The following is a 16,184-nucleotide window of genomic DNA, read 5'->3' as shown; positions in this document are numbered from 1 at the left end:
CACAACCGTTAACGGAAGATTGTTTTTTCGTCAGAATTTACGCTAAATATCTCCCCGTCAGTTGAGCCAAACGAAGCGCACCAAAACAGTGCTCCACTTTGGTGCAATAAAAGCCCATTGCCCCGTTTATTGTGCAATGCGTGACATCATCCCCTTTGCAAAACAACAGCTTGTAAAGTTGGCACGATTTTTTCATTGTGCCACCTGTTCTCGCAGGGGATCGCCCCGTGGATATAAAAGGAAATGCTATGAAGTCTGTATTAAAAGTTTCACTGGCTGCACTTACCCTGGCTTTTGCAGTGTCCTCTCAGGCTGCCGACAAACTGGTTGTGGCGACCGACACGGCGTTCGTTCCGTTTGAATTCAAACAGGGTGATAAATACGTTGGTTTTGATGTGGATCTGTGGGCCGCAGTCGCAAAAGAGCTCAAGCTGGATTACACCCTGAAGCCAATGGACTTCAGCGGCATCATCCCGGCGCTGCAAACCAAGAACGTTGATGTGGCGCTGGCGGGCATCACCATTACCGACGAGCGTAAAAAAGCGATCGACTTCTCCGACGGTTACTACAAAAGCGGCCTGCTGGTGATGGTCAAAGCCGATAATAACGACGTAAAAAGCGTGAAAGATCTCGACGGCAAAGTGGTGGCAGTTAAGAGCGGCACCGGTTCTGTTGATTACGCGAAAGCCAATATCAAAACCAAAGACCTGCGTCAGTTCCCGAATATCGACAACGCGTATATGGAACTGGGTACCAACCGTGCCGACGCGGTTCTGCACGACACGCCTAACATCCTGTACTTCATCAAAACCGCTGGCAACGGCAAGTTCAAAGCGGTTGGCGAGTCTCTGGAAGCCCAGCAGTACGGCATCGCGTTCCCGAAAGGCAGCGACGACCTGCGCACCAAAGTGAACGGCGCGCTGAAAACGCTGAAAGAGAACGGCACCTACAACGAAATCTACAAAAAATGGTTCGGTACCGAGCCTAAATAATTTCACCTGAATTCAGGTTTGTAACGCCCGGTGGCGCTGCCGCTTACCGGGCCTACGTTTTTCGTTTTTCACCACGGTATACAGGAATACATCATGCAGTTTGACTGGAGCGCCATCTGGCCTGCCATTCCACTCTTGCTTGAAGGCGCTAAAATGACCCTTTGGATTTCGGTCCTGGGTCTGGTTGGCGGGTTGATTATCGGTCTTGTCGCCGGTTTCGCCCGCACCTACGGCGGCTGGATTGCAAACCACATCGCACTGGTTTTCATCGAAGTGATCCGCGGCACCCCCATCGTCGTGCAGGTCATGTTCATCTACTTCGCCCTGCCTATGGCGTTCACCGATCTGCGCATTGACCCGTTCAGCGCCGCCGTTGTCACCATTATGATCAACTCGGGCGCCTACATTGCGGAAATCACCCGCGGTGCGGTGCTGTCGATTCATAAAGGTTTCAGTGAAGCGGGTCTGGCGTTAGGCCTTTCACGTCGCGAAACCATCCGCCACGTTATTCTGCCGCTGGCGCTGCGTCGCATGCTGCCGCCGCTTGGCAACCAGTGGATCATCAGCATTAAAGATACGTCGCTGTTCATTGTTATCGGCGTGGCCGAGCTGACCCGTCAGGGGCAGGAGATCATTGCCGGCAACTTCCGCGCGCTGGAAATCTGGAGTGCGGTAGCCGTTGTCTATCTGATCATTACTCTGGTTCTGAGCTTCGTTCTGCGTCGTCTTGAAAGAAGGATGAAAATCCTGTGATTGAATTTAAAAACGTTTCCAAGCACTTTGGCCCAACCCAGGTGCTGCACAATATCGATCTGAACATCCAGCAGGGTGAAGTGGTGGTCATTATCGGGCCATCCGGCTCCGGTAAATCCACCCTGCTGCGCTGCATCAACAAGCTGGAAGAGATCACCAGCGGCGACCTGATCGTCGACGGCCTGAAGGTGAACGACCCGAAAGTGGACGACCGCCTGATTCGTCAGGAAGCGGGCATGGTGTTCCAGCAGTTCTACCTCTTCCCGCACCTCACGGCGCTGGAAAACGTGATGTTTGGCCCGCTGCGCGTGCGCGGTGCCAGCAAAGCGGCAGCGGAAGCGCTGGCCAAAGATCTGCTGGCGAAAGTCGGCCTGGCTGAACGCGCGCACCACTACCCTTCCGAGCTGTCCGGCGGCCAACAGCAGCGCGTGGCGATTGCCCGCGCCCTGGCGGTTAAGCCGAAAATGATGCTGTTTGATGAGCCAACGTCCGCACTCGACCCGGAGCTGCGCCACGAGGTGCTGAAGGTCATGCAGGATCTGGCGGAAGAAGGGATGACGATGGTTATCGTGACGCACGAAATCGGCTTTGCCGAAAAAGTGGCCTCCCGCCTGATCTTCATTGATAAAGGCCGCATCGCGGAAGACGGTAACCCGCAGGAGCTGATTGCCAACCCGCCTAGCCAGCGTTTGCAGGAGTTCCTGCAGCACGTCTCCTGATCGATACTTCACGCGTAAGCCGGGCATGCCCGGCTTTTTTACGCCAGATTGTTCCCAAAAATCCCCCACCTCGTCCCGACCTCTATACTTATCATTTTGTTCGACATTTTCACCGGAGGACGCCGTGCCGTGGATCCTGTTGCTGTTGATTAGCCTGTTTAGTGCGCCATCGTTCGCCGTCGCGATCCCCGGCGTGACCACCGGAACAACCGCCAGCCAGCAATGTACGCCACCACCGGAACCGGACGTTGAGCAGAAGAAAGCCGCCTACAGCGCCCTCGCCGACGTTCTTGAGAACGACACCTCCCGGCAGGAGCTGATTGGCCAGCTGCGGAAAGTGGCCGCCACGCCGCCGCAGGAGTCAGTGCCCACTCTCACCCCGCCGCAGGTGGAAGAACAAAAAACGGTGCTGGAAAACGTCACCGACGTGAGTCGCCACTATGGGGAAGCGCTCTCCTCGCGCTTTGCTCAGCTCTACCGCAACCTGATTGGCTCCCCGCATAAGCCGTTTAATCCTCAAACGTTCACCGCCGCCGCCACGCAGTTCCTGATACTGGCCGGTGCAGTATTCCTGTTCTACTGGCTGGTGCGCCTGTGCGCGTGGCCGCTGTACCGCAAAATGGGGCAATGGGGACGCAGAAAGAATCAGCAGAAAAGCAGCTGGCTGCACCTGCCGTTGATGATTGCCTCAGCGTTTATCATCGATTTACTGCTGCTGGCGCTGACGCTGTTCATAGGCCAGCTGCTGGCCGACAGGCTGAACGCGGGCAACAAAACCATCGCCTTTCAGCAATCGCTTTTCCTGAATGCCTTTGCCCTGATTGAGTTCTTCAAGGCGCTGCTGCGGCTGCTCTTTTGTCCGCGCGTCCCGGCGCTGCGTCCTTTCTCCATCCGGGATGAAACCGCGAAGTACTGGGCGCTGCGCCTGAGCGTGCTCAGCGGGCTGATTGGCTACGGCCTGCTGGTTGCGGTGCCGATCATTTCCAACCAGGTGAACGTCCAGTTTGGCGCGCTGGCAAACGTCATTATCATGCTCTGCATCACCGTCTGGTCGCTGTACCTTATCTTTCACAATAAAAAGACCATCACGGAGAGCCTGCTGCATCTGGCCGATCGCTCCCTGTCGTTCTTCAGCCTGTTTATTCGCGCGTTCGCCCTGGTGTGGCACTGGCTGGCAAGCGCTTACTTCATCGTATTGTGCTTCTTCTCGCTGTTCGACCCGGGAAATAGCCTGAAATTTATGATGGGGGCGACGTTCAAAAGCCTGGCGATTATCGGCATCGCGGCGTTTGTGTCCGGCCTGCTGTCGCGCTGGATCTCGAAAACCATCACCCTGTCGCCGCAGGTACAGCGGAATTACCCGGAGCTGCAAAAGCGGGTTAACGGCTGGATGTCGGTGTCGCTCAAGGTGGCGCGCATTCTCACCGTCTGCGTGGCGATTATGCTGCTCCTGAATGCGTGGCGCCTGTTTGATTTCTGGAACTGGCTGCACAACGGCGCGGGCGAAAAGACCGTCGATATTTTAATTCGTATCGCCCTGATCCTGTTCTTCTCTGCCGTCGGCTGGACGCTGCTGGCGAGCCTGATTGAGAACCGTCTGGTGTCGGATATTCACGGCAGGCCTCTGCCCAGCGCGCGGGCAAGAACGCTGTTAACCCTGTTCCGCAACGCGCTGGCGGTGATTATCAGCACCATCACCATCATGATCGTGCTCTCAGAAATCGGCGTGAATATCGCCCCGCTGCTGGCGGGTGCCGGTGCCCTGGGGCTGGCGATCTCCTTCGGGTCGCAAACGCTGGTGAAGGATATTATTACCGGCATCTTTATCCAGTTTGAGAACGGGATGAACACGGGCGATCTGGTGACTATCGGGCCGTTAACCGGCACCGTTGAGCGGATGTCGATTCGTTCGGTGGGCGTGCGCCAGGACACCGGGGCGTACCACATCATTCCCTGGTCTTCGATCACCACCTTCGCCAACTTTGTGCGCGGCATCGGTTCCGTGGTGGCGAACTACGATGTGGATCGTCATGAGGATGCCGATAAAGCGAAGGAGGCGCTGCGCGATGCGGTAGAAGAGCTGATGCAGATGGAGGATATTCGCGGGCTGGTGATTGGCGAGCCGTCATTTGCCGGCATCGTTGGGCTGACGAACACGGCGTTTACCCTGCGCGTGTCGTTCACCACCCAGCCGCTGAAGCAGTGGACGGTGCGCTTTGCGCTCGACAGCATGGTGAAAAAACACTTTGACCTGGCGAACGTGCGGATGCCGGTACAGACGTATCAGGTGTTGCAGCCGCCCGCTTCGCCGCTGCCGCCGCAGGAGCCGACGCTGTAGCCTGGTTGCCGGGTGGCGGCTTCGCCTTTCCCGGCCTTCAACCGGAGTGCTATTTGCGACGTTTGTTATTGTCCATAAACGTCCAGGCGATAAAGCGGCTCTGCTTCTGCCCCTGCGCCATCTCCTTTTTAACCACCTTAACGGCACCCGCTTCGGTGAGCGCACGGTAGAGCGGCGGCAGGTTATCCCCGCGGGAAACCAGCGTGGTGAACCACTTCACCTGACGGCCAAACTGTTTGCTTTCCGCAATCATGCGCAGGATAAACGCCACTTCGCCCCCGTCACACCAGAGCTCCTGCTGCTGGCCGCCGAAGTTCAGGGCAGCGTCTTCAGCCTGACCCAGGTTACGGCGCTTGCGCTCGCTGCCCGCGCGGGCCGCTGCCGCCGAATCGTGGAACGGCGGGTTGCACATTGTGGCGTCATAGCTTTCGTTTTTGTGAATAATGCCGTTGAAGATCGACTCCGCGTCCTTCTGACGACGCAGGCGAATGGCGCGGCTGAGTCCCGGGTTCGCGCTGATAATCGCCTGCGCGCTGGCAAAGGCCTCGTCAACGATTTCGCTTCCGGTAAAGCGCCACTGATACTCATGCGCGCCGATGAGCGGGTAGATCAGGTTCGCCCCGGTGCCAATATCCAGAATGGTGGCCTGCTGCGGAACGACGCCCTCATTGCCTTCGGCAAGAAGGTCGGCAAGGTGATGAACGTAGTCAGCGCGGCCCGGCACGGGTGGACAAAGAAAGCCTTCCGGAATATCCCACTGCGCCACACCGTAAAAATGTGCCAGCAGGGCTTTATTCAGCATTTTAACCGCCTGCGGGTCAGCAAAGTTGACCGAGGGTTCACCCGCCGGGGTCTCAACAATGTACTCCTGCAGCGGCGGGCAGCTCTGGCATAACGCATTCATGTCGTAGCGGCTGCGGTGGCGATTTCGCGGGTGCAATCCCGGCTTTTGGGCAGTCATGGCATTCTCCTTTAAACAGCGGCGTAAGATACCCTTTGCTGGACCCACGGTAAATCTTTCTCTGCGTCGCTCAAAAATTCACCATAAATCAACTACCTTTATGTCTATGATCCGTCAGCGAATTGTCAATTTGTATCGTTCAAAAAATAAGCAGATCATCATCAAATATTTGCGCTAAGTCACATTCGTCAGGCTTCTAAACTTAAAGGGAATCACCCGTTGTTTCCTCATGAGGATGTGATTATGAAAAAGTATCTGACCCTTGCTCTTCTCGCCGGTGCCCTGGCGAGCGCCTCTTTCTCCGCGATGGCCGTTCAGTCCCTGACTCAAAGCACGGATACCAGCCAGCTGCGCCCGGCGGGCACCGTTTCGGTAAGCCGCGCAAGCAACCTTGACGATCTCCAGGATAAGCTGGCCGAAAAAGCCCGTCAGGAAGGTGCTAAAGGCTTCGTGGTGAACTCCGCAGGTGGAGATAACCATATGTACGGCACAGCGACTATCTATAAATAACCTGTTTCCTTTCACCCTACTGCATCTGCCTGCCAGATGCAGTTTGTCTCCCCTTTCACCTTGATTGTGCATTTTTTAAACCCATATTAACGCTATGGCCTAAACCACTATCAGGAGGACGCGATGGCTTCCGGCTGGGCAAATGACGACGCGGTTAACGAACAGATCAACAGTACGATTGAAGATGCGGTCGCGCGCGCTCGCGGAGAAATTCCGCGCGGCGAAAGTTTAACGGAATGCGAAGAGTGTGGTGAGCCGATTCCGGAGGCGCGGCAAAAAGCCATCCCCGGCGTAAGGTTATGCATAGCCTGTCAGCAGGATAAAGATTCGAAAAACGCTTCACATTCAGGATATAATCGTAGAGGATCGAAAGACAGCCAGTTACGCTGACTTTCCTTTACCTAAGTTAACCGCCCGAATGCTTACCTTTACGCTCACGCTTTTTAGCGAACCGCGTGGCAAAATGTGCCATTCATCTTTCTTCTGTAAAGCGCATCAACAAGAAGTGTAAAGCCGTAATTTGAATTTATTAATAATCAATAAGTTATTTGTCATTCAATTTTCTTGATTGACCACGTCAATTCTCTTCGATTTTATCTCTCCAAAAAAAACGTGATACTTATCACATCGACGGAACATCGTCCCCTTAACAGAATAACCTGCGAGAGATTAATTATGAAAACCATCAAATATGCTGTTGCTGCTGTTGCCCTGTCCGCTCTGTCTTTTGGCGCATTCGCTGTAGAGCCTGTTTCATCTACCCAGGCGCAGGGCATGAATAAAATCGGTGTGGTGAGTGCAGAAGGCGCAACCACGCTGGACGGCCTGGAAGCCAAACTGGCTGAGAAAGCGGCTGCTGCCGGTGCAAGCGGATACACCATCACCTCCGCTAACACCAACAACAAGCTGAGCGGTACTGCGGTTATCTACAAATAATCGCCTGAACGAATGCTGTACCCTCGCCAAACCCTCTGGTGAGCTGCTCCAACCCTCATTGACCCTGTTGTTTGTTACCCTTGCTTGCCCGTCCGCCACTGGACGGGCTTTTTTTTTGCCTAAAATGCCGCCTCAACCCGTTCCATGCCAGCCTCAACCTTGTCTACTTCCCCAGTCGCCAGCAGGCAGCAGGCCATCTGCAGCTTGATGGCCAGCGGCACCGGCACGTTTCCGGCAAGGCACTGTTCAATCCACTTCGCGGTGGTGTAGGGATCTTTCGCCTCCGGCAGAATAACGCCGCTGTTCTCTTCCCCTCGTTCAAGCGCGGTACGCGTGCCCGCCGTGTCGATCAGCATTATTTGCGGGCAGCGCTGCGGATTGGCGTAGACCTCCCCTTCCGTGCCGTGCATCAGCAGCGCGTTGCCGCCAATCTCTTCAAAGAATTTCCCCACGCGCCCCACGTATTCCGGATGCGAAACGCTGGACAGGCGCAGCGCGGCGTTTTCGGCAAACGGCGTAGCCAGCTTCGCCAGCGTGTGCGCGCTGTTGCGCACGCCCATTCGCCAGCGCAGAGCGAGCTGCTTTTCCAGCGGCGGGCAGAGCGCCTTCACGGGAATATAGACCGGCTGATGGCTATCGAGCTTCGCCTGAGCCTGCCCGGCGTGGAGCGTCGGTTCGATCCCCAGCAGCTCAAAAATCGTTTCCGTCAGCACGCGGGTCGGATCTTCGCTGACTCCGTGCACCACCACCGGGAAACCCAGCTTGTGTAACAGAATAGCCAGCAGCGGCGTCAGGTTGGCCTGCTTGCGCGCGCCGTTATAGCTGGGAATGACGATCGGCATCGGCTTAGCGACCGGCGGCGTCAGGCGCAGCGTTTGCGCCTGCATCGCCTCGTAAAAGCCGCGCATCTCCGCCTCGCCTTCTCCCTTAATGCGCAGGGCGATAAGTATGCCGCCGAGTTCAAGATCGGGAACCTCACCGTTGAGCATGCGGGTGTAGAGCGCACGCGCCGTCTCATGATCCAGGTCGCGGGCATGGTTTTTTCCACGCCCTACCTCTTTGATAATTTTACGATAATCCACGGTATCTCTCCTGAAAACGTCATCTTGTTAACACTATATCCCCGATGAAGACCTGCCCGATAGCTTTTTATCCCCACCGCCAGAGCCGCCTGTTTTTCCGAAGAAAAAAATTATGCAAGCACTGATTCAATTATTTGTGATGCCTATAGAAGATTCTTATCCATCCATTCTTTGATTAAATAACGAGCGGAAATTATTGAGGACAACGGGCAAAAAACCTTAGGCACGTTTTTACCCACACACCAGGAACTATTATGAACAAGATTGCGTTAGGTCTTTTTATCGCGTCGGTGGTTGGCTGCTCGGCATCCGCGTTTGCAGCCACAGACGGTGAAGGACAGATCAACTTTACGGGCGAAATCATTGATTCCGCCTGTCAGGTTGTAAATGGTTTAAGTAACCCGTTGAACGTGACGTTAGGTAAAGTCTCGAAGACGGTCTTTACCGGTGCCGGCTCCACCAGCACCGCCACGAAGTTTGATATTGAGTTAAAAAACTGCCCGGAGACCGTTACAACGGCAGCGATTAACTTTGGCGGCACCCCGGATGCCAATAACAACAGCACCCTGGCGTTAACGCCGGACGCCGATGCCGCAACCGGCGTGGCTATTCAGCTGATCGATTCTTCTGAACAGCCCGTGAGTTTATATACCCCGTCAAAAGAGTATCCCCTGGCGTCCGGTACGGCAGTAAACGATCTGCAGTTCGCAGCGCGTTATATTCAGACCGGATCTGCCGTCACGGCTGGCCCGGCAAACTCTGTTTCAACATTCACGGTTATTTATAACTGATATTGTTCACCCGGGACTATTTCATTTTGCAAAAAAGAAATAGTCCTGCCTTATTTGAGAAAAACTATGCGTCACGGTTATTTACTCAGCACACTGTTACTGGTAGCTGCAACGGCACACGCGGGCGTGATTATTAACGGCACGCGGCTGATCTACCGGGGAGGCAAAAAGGAATCCTCTATCGGTATTTCAAACCCAGATGCAACGGATTATCTGGTGCAATCCTGGGCGGATTCTGGCGGTAAAAACCTGGCTAAAGCACCGTTTCTGATTACGCCACCGCTGTTTCGTCTTGACGCGAAGCAGGAAAACGTTCTGCGCGTCGTACGTACCGGCGGAAATATGCCTGAAGATCGCGAGTCGCTGTTCTGGCTCAATATTAAGGCCATCCCGTCTTCAAAACCGGTCGCGGGTGAGAATACCCTGCAAATCGCGATTAACACACGCATTAAGCTGATGTACCGTCCGGCCTCGATCAAGGGTAGACCCGAAGACGTGGCGGATAAGCTTGAGTGGCATCGGGAAGGCAATGACCTGGTGGTTAACAACCCCACGCCGTTTTATATGAACTTCCAGACGGTCACCCTTAACGGGCATAAGATCGATAAAGCCACCTGGGCCATGCCTAAAACCGAAACTCATTTTGCGCTGCCTGCCAATACCGGCGGCTCAACCGTGTCGTGGTCAATTATTACTGACTTCGGCAGCATCAGCAAAACGCTCTCTGCTTCCCTGCGTTAATACATTATCCAACAGCGGATCTTATGATTACGTATTCTTCAACCCCAAGAAGGCAATTGCCTTCCGTTTATCGGATGCTTACGCTGCTGACCCTATTATGCGGGTTAGCGGCCGTGGGTTTTTCGCAGCAAACGCGGGCGGATGACTATTTTAATCCGGCGCTGTTGGATGTCGATAATCCGCAGCAGGGAAAAACCGATCTCTCTATTTATGAAAAAGGCCCGGGACAGGCACCGGGTAAATATCAGGTCACGATCTTTATCAATAATAATAAAATCGATACCCGCGACGTGACCTTTACATTGCAAAAGCGGGCTAACGGGGATAATTCCCTGCAGCCCTGCTTCACCCTGGCCGATTTAAAAAGCCTGGGCATTAAAACCGACGACTACCCTCAGCTTGCCGCGAAGGGCAAATGCGCGGATTTGCAGGCCATACCGGCGGCGTCGGCGACGTTTCGCGTCAGCAACCAGCAGCTTTTGCTGAGCATTCCGCAGTCCGCCCTCGGTCAGGTCCCCCGTGGCTATATTGACCCAACGGAATTCGACGAGGGGATCACCGCCGGCATCCTGAACTACAGCGCCAGCGCCAGCCAGAGCCATGCGCGTCAGCAGGGCATGCAGGACAACAGCAGCCAGTACGTCAACCTGCGTCCGGGCCTGAACATCGGCGCGTGGCGCCTGCGCAACTACTCGACCTGGAACCGCAGCACCAGCGGTCATGACGAAGAGCAGTCCTTTAACTCCGTCTATACGTACGCCCAGCGCGACATCGTGGCGTTAAAAAGCGATCTGACCGTGGGCCAAAGCAGCTCTCCGGCAGACGTGTTTGACAGCGTCCCGTACACCGGCGCGCAGCTCAATTCCGACAGCGATATGCTGCCCGACAGCGAAAAAGGCTACGCCCCAATCATCCGCGGTACTGCCCACAGCAACGCGCTGGTGGTGGTGCGTCAGAATGGCTACGTCATTTATCAAAATACCGTTGCGCCGGGTGCGTTTGAAATCAACGATTTGTACCCCACCGGCAGCAGCGGCGATCTCCAGGTCACCGTGAAAGAGACGGACGGCAGCGAACGCCACTTTGTGGTGCCCTACGCCTCCGTTCCGGTACTGCAGCGCGAAAAGCACCTGAAGTACAGCGTCACTGCCGGGCGCTACCGCTCCTACGACAAAGACGTGGAGCAGACCCCCTTCGCCCAGGGGAGCGCTATTTATGGCCTGCCGTACGGCTTCACCGCCTACGGTGGCCTGCAGCAGAGCAGCCACTATCAGTCGCAGGCGCTGGGCACCGGTAAAAACTTTGGCGATCTGGGCGCGTTCTCCATCGACGTAACGCGCGCCAAAGCGCTGCTCAAAAAACAGCAGGCCAGCAAGGGGCAGTCCTGGCGTTTGCGCTACAGCAAAGACTTTGCCGGAACGGGCACGAACTTCTCACTGGCGGGCTATCGCTACAACAGTAAAGGGTTTTATACCCTTGAAGACACCATGGAATCCTACACCCGCGCCGATGACTGGTCAGCACCGCAGCAGCGCCGGGCGCGCACCGAGGCCACCGTGGATCAGACGCTCGGCGACGGCTGGGGTTCGTTTACGCTGAGCCTGGTCAAAGAGACCTACTGGAACCAGGGCCAGGACATGACCTCGATGAGCGTTAGCTATAACAACAGCTGGAAAGGGATCACCTACAGCATGAGCTATAGCCTGAACAAAAACACCAACAGCAGCGATGACGAAGGCGAATCGGTCAGCAACGATAACCAGTTCGCGCTGAGCGTCTCGGTTCCGCTGGATCGCTGGATGAGCAATACTTGGGCCACCTACAACATGAATGACAGTAAAGACGGCGCGACCCACACGCTGGGCCTGAACGGGACGGCGCTGGCGGAGAACAACCTTAACTGGAACGTGCAGGAAGGCTACGACTCGTCAGAGAACGGTACCTCTACCAGTCTGAACGCGGATTACAAAGCCACCTACGGCGAGGTGAGTGGCGGCTTCAGCCAGGATAAATACCAGCGGACCACCAACGTCGGCCTGCAGGGGGGCATGATCGCCCACGCTAACGGCCTCACGCTGAGCCAGCCGCTGGGTGAGACCATCGCGCTGGTGAAAGCGCCCGGCACCCACGGCACGCACATCGCCAACCAGACAGGGGTAGAAACCGACTTCCGTGGCTACACCGTGGTGCCGTTCGTCACCGCCTATCGCCACAACACGATTTCGCTGGATACCGAAACGCTTCCTGCCGAGGCTGACGTGACGCACGCCTCGCAGATCGTCACCCCAACCCGCGGCGCGGTGGTGCGGGCAAGCTTCAATACCCGCGTGGGGCGTCGCGTGCTGATGACCCTGACGCACAACGGTAAGCCGCTGCCCTTTGGCGCAACGGTCACCACCGAGGATAAGGACAGCGAATATATCGTCGGCAACGACGGCCAAACCTATCTTTCCGGAATGCCCGATCGCGGCAAGCTCTCTGTCTCATGGGGACAGGACGCCAGCGACCGCTGCGTTGCGGAATACGCGCTCACGGATGAAAAAGACAACACAGACATTACTCACGCTGCCGCGCAGTGTCAGTAATCAACCCGGCAGGTGCTTATATGCAGCTTGTAAAACAATGCTTTTTCCTACTCGTCCTGGCGACCGCATCGCTGTTTATGCCGCATGCGAAGGCAACGTGTACTTCGCCCGATTTGCCAAAAATGATTAACGTGTCATCCATCTCTGTCTCCAGCACGTTGCCTGTTGGGGCCACCATTCCCGGCACCGAGCAGACCGTTCACATTTCGGGTAATTGTTATAACCCTGCTGACTACGGCTTGCCTATCGTTGCATGCTATTACGGTTCAGGTACCGAAATACCCGGTCTTTCAGGGGTTTATGAATCGGGCATTGAAGGCGTCGGTGTTGCATTGATGAATGATAAAGGTCAGCGAATTACCGGCGCAGGAGGGGTTTACTGTAACTCAACCGCCACACCGCTGGGATATGTCTCCGATGATGTCGCTGAGTCGTTTAGTTTTGACGCCACCCTTGAGCTGGTGAAAACCAGTGATACGGTTAAATCAGGCTCGCTTTCCCAGGCTGCGTCAAAATTTGGTGTCGGCGTTTATCAACATGAAGGGATTAGCGACCCCAATACCATTTCTTACTCGGGCAACGTAAACCTCGAAAACGTCACCTGCTCCGTGCTGCCAAGAACCCTGAACGTCAACATAGGCGATTTTCCGGTGAGTGATTTCATCGCGGTCGGTACACTTTCAATGCCCGATAAGAAATTCAACATCACGGTGAACTGTAACGCCAACGTTCAGCCTGAGTTTAAGGTGACCAGCAGTAACGGCTACGTGCCCGGCTACGAAGGGGTGATTAAGCTCACGCCGGAGGACGGCGTGGCAACGGGGGTCGGCGTTCGCATGGTGATCGACAACGAGCTGGCCACGTTCGATACCTACACCCCAACCGAAAGCATGGCCTACGCCAACCAGACGCTGGATATCCCGGTCAGGCTGAACTACCTGCAGGTGGCTGATGAAGTCACTCCTGGCCCGGCAAACGCCGTCGCCACCATTACGCTGGCCTATAAGTGATGATGATGAAAAAACGTATCCTGATGCTGGCCGCGCTGGCCGCCACCCTGATGACTCAGGCCCAGGCTGACGATATTCAGCTGCAAATGACGGGTAACATTTTCGCCAATACCTGCGTCGTGGACAGCGCCAGCAAGAATTTAACCGTTGATTTGGGCCAGGCGGCCTCCAGCGATTTTCGCGACGTGGGGGATACCGGCGCCTGGAAAACCTTCAGCCTGAACGTGACGCACTGTCCACGATCCCTCGCCCTGGCAACCGCCTTCTTTTACGGCCAGCCGGACGGCGCGCACCCGACCAAGTTTGCCAGCACGGGCAGCGCGAAGGGTCTGGCGCTGGAGCTGGCGGACAGTCAGGACCATATCCTCATCGCGCCGCAGGCGAGCTTTAACGCGGTGATCGACCAAACCAACCATTCGGCCACCTTCCCGCTGGCCGCCCGCTATTACGCCACCTCTATGCCGGTGACCGCGGGCACCTTCAGCAGCGTCGTTCAGGTGACCTTCACTTACCAGTAGGACCGCGCCCCTTAGCACGGATGCTTTTTCGACGCCCGGCGGCCAGTTTTGCCGGGCGTTTTTTTACCTCCGGCACCTCCGGCTGTTCAATCGGGAAGACCGGCAGCGCGTTCAGGAGCCGCTGGCCGTAATTTTTGGTCAGCAGGCGTTTGTCGTAAATCACCACCTCTCCCCAGCAGCCGTGGCTTCGAATCAAACGCCCCACCTGCTGAATCAGGTTAAACGACGCCGCAGGCAAACTCTGCACCTCAAACGGATAGCGGTTGAGGCTTTTCAGCCACTCCCCTTCGGTGATCACCACCGGGCTGTCGATGGGCGGGAAGGCAATCTTATGGATATGCACCTGCGTCAGGTAATCGCCCTTCAAATCCAGACCTTCCGCAAATGACTGCAGCCCCACCAGCACGCTGCGCTCGCCGCTATCGATGCGCTTACGGTGGGTTTCCACCAGCCGATAGCGCGGCTGATCCCCCTGCACCAGCAGGAGTAAACGCAGATCGGTGACGTGCTCCAGGAAGCGCTGCATCGCCCGCCCGCTGGCAAACAGCACCAGCATGCCGGGGTACTTTTTATTCTCGACCTGTTCGCGGAAGTAGGCCGCCATCTCCGCAATGTGCTGCTCTTCGTTGTCGATCAGCGGCTCGTAGGTCATGCGCGGGATCACCAGCTTGCCCTGCTCACAGTGGTTGAACGGCGAGTCCAGCGCCACGAAGCGGTCGCCCGCCTTCTCTTTGAGCCCGCTCATCTCCTGCAAGCGGGAAAAGCTGTTCAGCGAGCGCAGCGTGGCGGAGGTCACCACCACGTGCGGCACGCTGCGCCAGATCAGCTTCTCCAGCTGATCGGCCACGCGGATGCCCACGCAGTGGAAAAACAGATGCACCTGTCCGTCGCGCACCTCGCGGGTGGCCCACTTGGTGACCGGCGCGCCGGACGCCTGCGCCATCGAGGCCAGCCGCCAGAGCTTGCTTTGCGCCTCAAACATGCCAAGCGCGCGGTTCATCTGCAGCAGAATGCGGTGCAGGCGCACCACGTCATGCGAGCCGGTTTTCTCGCTGAGATCGTTTAAAAACATCTCCGCCAGCCCGCGCAGCTTTTCGAGGTGCTTCGCCAGCTGCTGGCAGATCTCCATCACCTCTTCCGGCAGTTCGCCCATCGCAAAGCGGTGTTCTGCTTCCTGGGCTGCCGGAAGATAAAGATTCAGAATGTTGTTGAGCGAGGCGATCAGGCCGTAAACCTCTTCACAGTGGTCGCTCAGCCGCTCGGGCACCGCCAGCGGCGGCGTGGTTTTCGGGCGAAACTGCTCCATGCAGGTGGCGACAAGCTTGCAGAAGAGATCGAGCTGCAGGCGGAACCAGGGCGCGGTAATCTCGGCGCTCATCTCCAGCGCGTCGCGCGCCACGTCCGGCAGATGGTGGCCTTCATCAAGCACCAGCAGCAGGTTTTTGGGCTCCGGCAGCACCGCTTCGCTCTCGAGCGCGGCCATCACCAGCGCGTGGTTAGCGACCACCACTTCCGCCTCCTGAATCTCACGCCGGGCGACAAAGAACGGGCACTCGCGGTAGTAGTGGCAGTTGCGGTTCAGGCAGCTGGCTTTGTCGGTGCTGAGCCTGCGCCACAGATCGTCGTTAATCGCCAGACTGGTGTGATCCCGCAGGCCGTCCCACTTATAGCCGTCAAGTTCGGCTTTGAGTTTTGCACACTGCTCCTGCTCGGCCTTATTGTTCGGCGTCAGCTCGTCGTCCAGAAACGCGAGCAGATCCTGCTGATTCGGCTCGCTGCTGGCAAGCGCCGCCAGGTTGCGCGGACAGACGTAGCGCCCGCGCCCGAAGGCAGCCGTAAACCGCAGATCGGGGATGATTTTGCGCAGCAGCGGTAAATCTTTGCTGAAGATCTGATCCTGCAGCGCCACGTTGGCGGTGCTGACCACCAGCGTTTTGTCCTCTTCCCGCGCAATGGCGATGCCGGGAATAAGATACGACAAGGTTTTCCCGACGCCGGTTGGGGCTTCAATCGCCAGATGTCGCCCGTCGTCCCCGGCGAGCGTTTTTGCCACGTCGGCAATCATCTGCCGCTGGGGCGCTCGGGGGATAAAGTCGGGGATCTGCTGTTGTAGCGCCTTATACCATGCGCCAATTTGCGCCTTGAGCGCAGCGGTTAAAGCCATCGGAAAACCTGAAATACTGTATAAACAGCCACTATTGTGGCACTTTCTGTTCGCTGCCGCAAAAAGAAAAGCCCGGCTTTACGA

The 16,184-nt window shown here is 56.4% G+C and carries 15 protein-coding genes; 12 read left to right on the top strand and 3 right to left on the bottom strand.

The genetic code is table 11. From position 1 onward, the window contains the following. Positions 1-248: 248 nt before the first annotated feature. From glnH to ybiO, 4 genes are all read left to right on the top strand, one after another. Positions 249-992 (top strand): glutamine ABC transporter substrate-binding protein GlnH, encoded by a 744-nt coding sequence (gene glnH, locus FY206_RS08105; protein ID WP_032639056.1) that lies wholly within the window; start codon positions 249-251, stop codon positions 990-992. A gap of 93 nt (positions 993-1,085) precedes the next feature. Beyond that, complete coding sequence (gene glnP, locus FY206_RS08100; protein ID WP_003858462.1) at positions 1,086-1,745, top strand: glutamine ABC transporter permease GlnP; 660 nt, start codon at positions 1,086-1,088, stop codon at positions 1,743-1,745. Further along, positions 1,742-2,464 carry a glutamine ABC transporter ATP-binding protein GlnQ gene (gene glnQ / locus FY206_RS08095; protein WP_032639054.1) on the top strand — a complete coding sequence of 241 codons (723 nt, stop codon included), beginning with the start codon at positions 1,742-1,744 and terminating at the stop codon, positions 2,462-2,464. The genes glnP and glnQ overlap by 4 nt, the downstream gene beginning before the upstream one ends. Before the next feature lie 124 nt (positions 2,465-2,588). Beyond that, a complete protein-coding gene (gene ybiO, locus FY206_RS08090; RefSeq protein ID WP_032639052.1) occupies positions 2,589-4,802 on the top strand; it encodes a mechanosensitive channel protein in 2,214 nt (737 codons plus the stop codon). A 49-nt stretch (positions 4,803-4,851) separates the two neighbouring features. Here ybiO and rlmF read toward each other — a convergent pair whose 3' ends face one another. Continuing rightward, the gene (rlmF, locus tag FY206_RS08085; RefSeq protein ID WP_032639050.1) at positions 4,852-5,763 is read right to left on the bottom strand and encodes a 23S rRNA (adenine(1618)-N(6))-methyltransferase RlmF; all 912 of its coding nucleotides are present in this window, start codon (positions 5,761-5,763) and stop codon (positions 4,852-4,854) included. Between the two features lie 243 nt (positions 5,764-6,006). Here rlmF and mcbA point away from each other — a divergent pair, with 243 nt between their 5' ends. The 3 genes from mcbA (at position 6,007) to ybiJ (ending at position 7,209) form a co-directional block, all read left to right on the top strand. Further along, complete coding sequence (mcbA, locus tag FY206_RS08075) at positions 6,007-6,273, top strand: DUF1471 family periplasmic protein McbA (RefSeq protein WP_032639046.1); 267 nt, start codon at positions 6,007-6,009, stop codon at positions 6,271-6,273. Positions 6,274-6,396: 123 nt separating this feature from the next. Next, positions 6,397-6,663 carry a DksA/TraR family C4-type zinc finger protein gene (locus FY206_RS08070; protein WP_032639044.1) on the top strand — a complete coding sequence of 89 codons (267 nt, stop codon included), beginning with the start codon at positions 6,397-6,399 and terminating at the stop codon, positions 6,661-6,663. A 285-nt stretch (positions 6,664-6,948) separates the two neighbouring features. Next, a complete protein-coding gene (ybiJ, locus tag FY206_RS08065) occupies positions 6,949-7,209 on the top strand; it encodes a DUF1471 family protein YbiJ (RefSeq protein ID WP_032639042.1) in 261 nt (86 codons plus the stop codon). 119 nt (positions 7,210-7,328) lie between these two features. Here ybiJ and ybiB read toward each other — a convergent pair whose 3' ends face one another. Next, on the bottom strand, positions 7,329-8,291 hold the full coding sequence (gene ybiB / locus FY206_RS08060) for a DNA-binding protein YbiB (RefSeq protein WP_032639040.1): 963 nt from the start codon (positions 8,289-8,291) through the stop codon (positions 7,329-7,331). Positions 8,292-8,545: 254 nt separating this feature from the next. Here ybiB and FY206_RS08055 point away from each other — a divergent pair, with 254 nt between their 5' ends. The 5 genes from FY206_RS08055 (at position 8,546) to FY206_RS08035 (ending at position 13,936) form a co-directional block, all read left to right on the top strand. After that, positions 8,546-9,082, top strand: a complete 537-nt coding sequence (locus FY206_RS08055) for a fimbrial protein (protein WP_032639038.1) — start codon at positions 8,546-8,548, stop codon at positions 9,080-9,082. 66 nt (positions 9,083-9,148) lie between these two features. Continuing rightward, a complete protein-coding gene (locus FY206_RS08050) occupies positions 9,149-9,823 on the top strand; it encodes a fimbrial biogenesis chaperone (protein WP_032639035.1) in 675 nt (224 codons plus the stop codon). 74 nt (positions 9,824-9,897) lie between these two features. After that, a complete protein-coding gene (locus tag FY206_RS08045; protein ID WP_077064071.1) occupies positions 9,898-12,408 on the top strand; it encodes a fimbria/pilus outer membrane usher protein in 2,511 nt (836 codons plus the stop codon). A 20-nt stretch (positions 12,409-12,428) separates the two neighbouring features. Then, positions 12,429-13,418, top strand: a complete 990-nt coding sequence (locus tag FY206_RS08040) for a fimbrial protein (RefSeq protein ID WP_032639033.1) — start codon at positions 12,429-12,431, stop codon at positions 13,416-13,418. A gap of 5 nt (positions 13,419-13,423) precedes the next feature. Further along, complete coding sequence (locus FY206_RS08035; protein ID WP_032642503.1) at positions 13,424-13,936, top strand: fimbrial protein; 513 nt, start codon at positions 13,424-13,426, stop codon at positions 13,934-13,936. On the opposite strand, the gene dinG is transcribed toward FY206_RS08035, so the two are convergent. Continuing rightward, entirely contained in the window at positions 13,923-16,100 is a 2,178-nt protein-coding gene (gene dinG, locus FY206_RS08030) for an ATP-dependent DNA helicase DinG (protein ID WP_032639031.1), read from the bottom strand. The two genes, FY206_RS08035 and dinG, sit on opposite strands and share 14 nt — an antisense overlap. Between the last annotated feature and the right edge of the window lie 84 nt (positions 16,101-16,184).

This window comes from Enterobacter chengduensis, assembly GCF_001984825.2.
GTDB classification, from domain to species: Bacteria; Pseudomonadota; Gammaproteobacteria; order Enterobacterales; family Enterobacteriaceae; genus Enterobacter; species Enterobacter chengduensis.
The sequence above is the reverse complement of the archived record's forward strand: the minus strand, read 5'-3'. Positions and strand labels throughout refer to the sequence as shown.

What these genes read in the sequence shown, in the direction of transcription:
- glnH (WP_032639056.1), top strand. Translation starts at nt 249, where the DNA reads ATGAAGTCTGTATTAAAAGTTTCACTGGCTGCACTTACCCTGGCTTTT.
- glnP (WP_003858462.1), top strand. Translation starts at nt 1,086, where the DNA reads ATGCAGTTTGACTGGAGCGCCATCTGGCCTGCCATTCCACTCTTGCTT.
- rlmF (WP_032639050.1), bottom strand. Translation starts at nt 5,763, where the DNA reads ATGACTGCCCAAAAGCCGGGATTGCACCCGCGAAATCGCCACCGCAGC.
- mcbA (WP_032639046.1), top strand. Translation starts at nt 6,007, where the DNA reads ATGAAAAAGTATCTGACCCTTGCTCTTCTCGCCGGTGCCCTGGCGAGC.
- FY206_RS08070 (WP_032639044.1), top strand. Translation starts at nt 6,397, where the DNA reads ATGGCTTCCGGCTGGGCAAATGACGACGCGGTTAACGAACAGATCAAC.
- ybiJ (WP_032639042.1), top strand. Translation starts at nt 6,949, where the DNA reads ATGAAAACCATCAAATATGCTGTTGCTGCTGTTGCCCTGTCCGCTCTG.
- FY206_RS08055 (WP_032639038.1), top strand. Translation starts at nt 8,546, where the DNA reads ATGAACAAGATTGCGTTAGGTCTTTTTATCGCGTCGGTGGTTGGCTGC.
- FY206_RS08050 (WP_032639035.1), top strand. Translation starts at nt 9,149, where the DNA reads ATGCGTCACGGTTATTTACTCAGCACACTGTTACTGGTAGCTGCAACG.
- FY206_RS08045 (WP_077064071.1), top strand. Translation starts at nt 9,898, where the DNA reads ATGCTTACGCTGCTGACCCTATTATGCGGGTTAGCGGCCGTGGGTTTT.
- FY206_RS08040 (WP_032639033.1), top strand. Translation starts at nt 12,429, where the DNA reads ATGCAGCTTGTAAAACAATGCTTTTTCCTACTCGTCCTGGCGACCGCA.
- FY206_RS08035 (WP_032642503.1), top strand. Translation starts at nt 13,424, where the DNA reads ATGAAAAAACGTATCCTGATGCTGGCCGCGCTGGCCGCCACCCTGATG.
- dinG (WP_032639031.1), bottom strand. Translation starts at nt 16,100, where the DNA reads ATGGCTTTAACCGCTGCGCTCAAGGCGCAAATTGGCGCATGGTATAAG.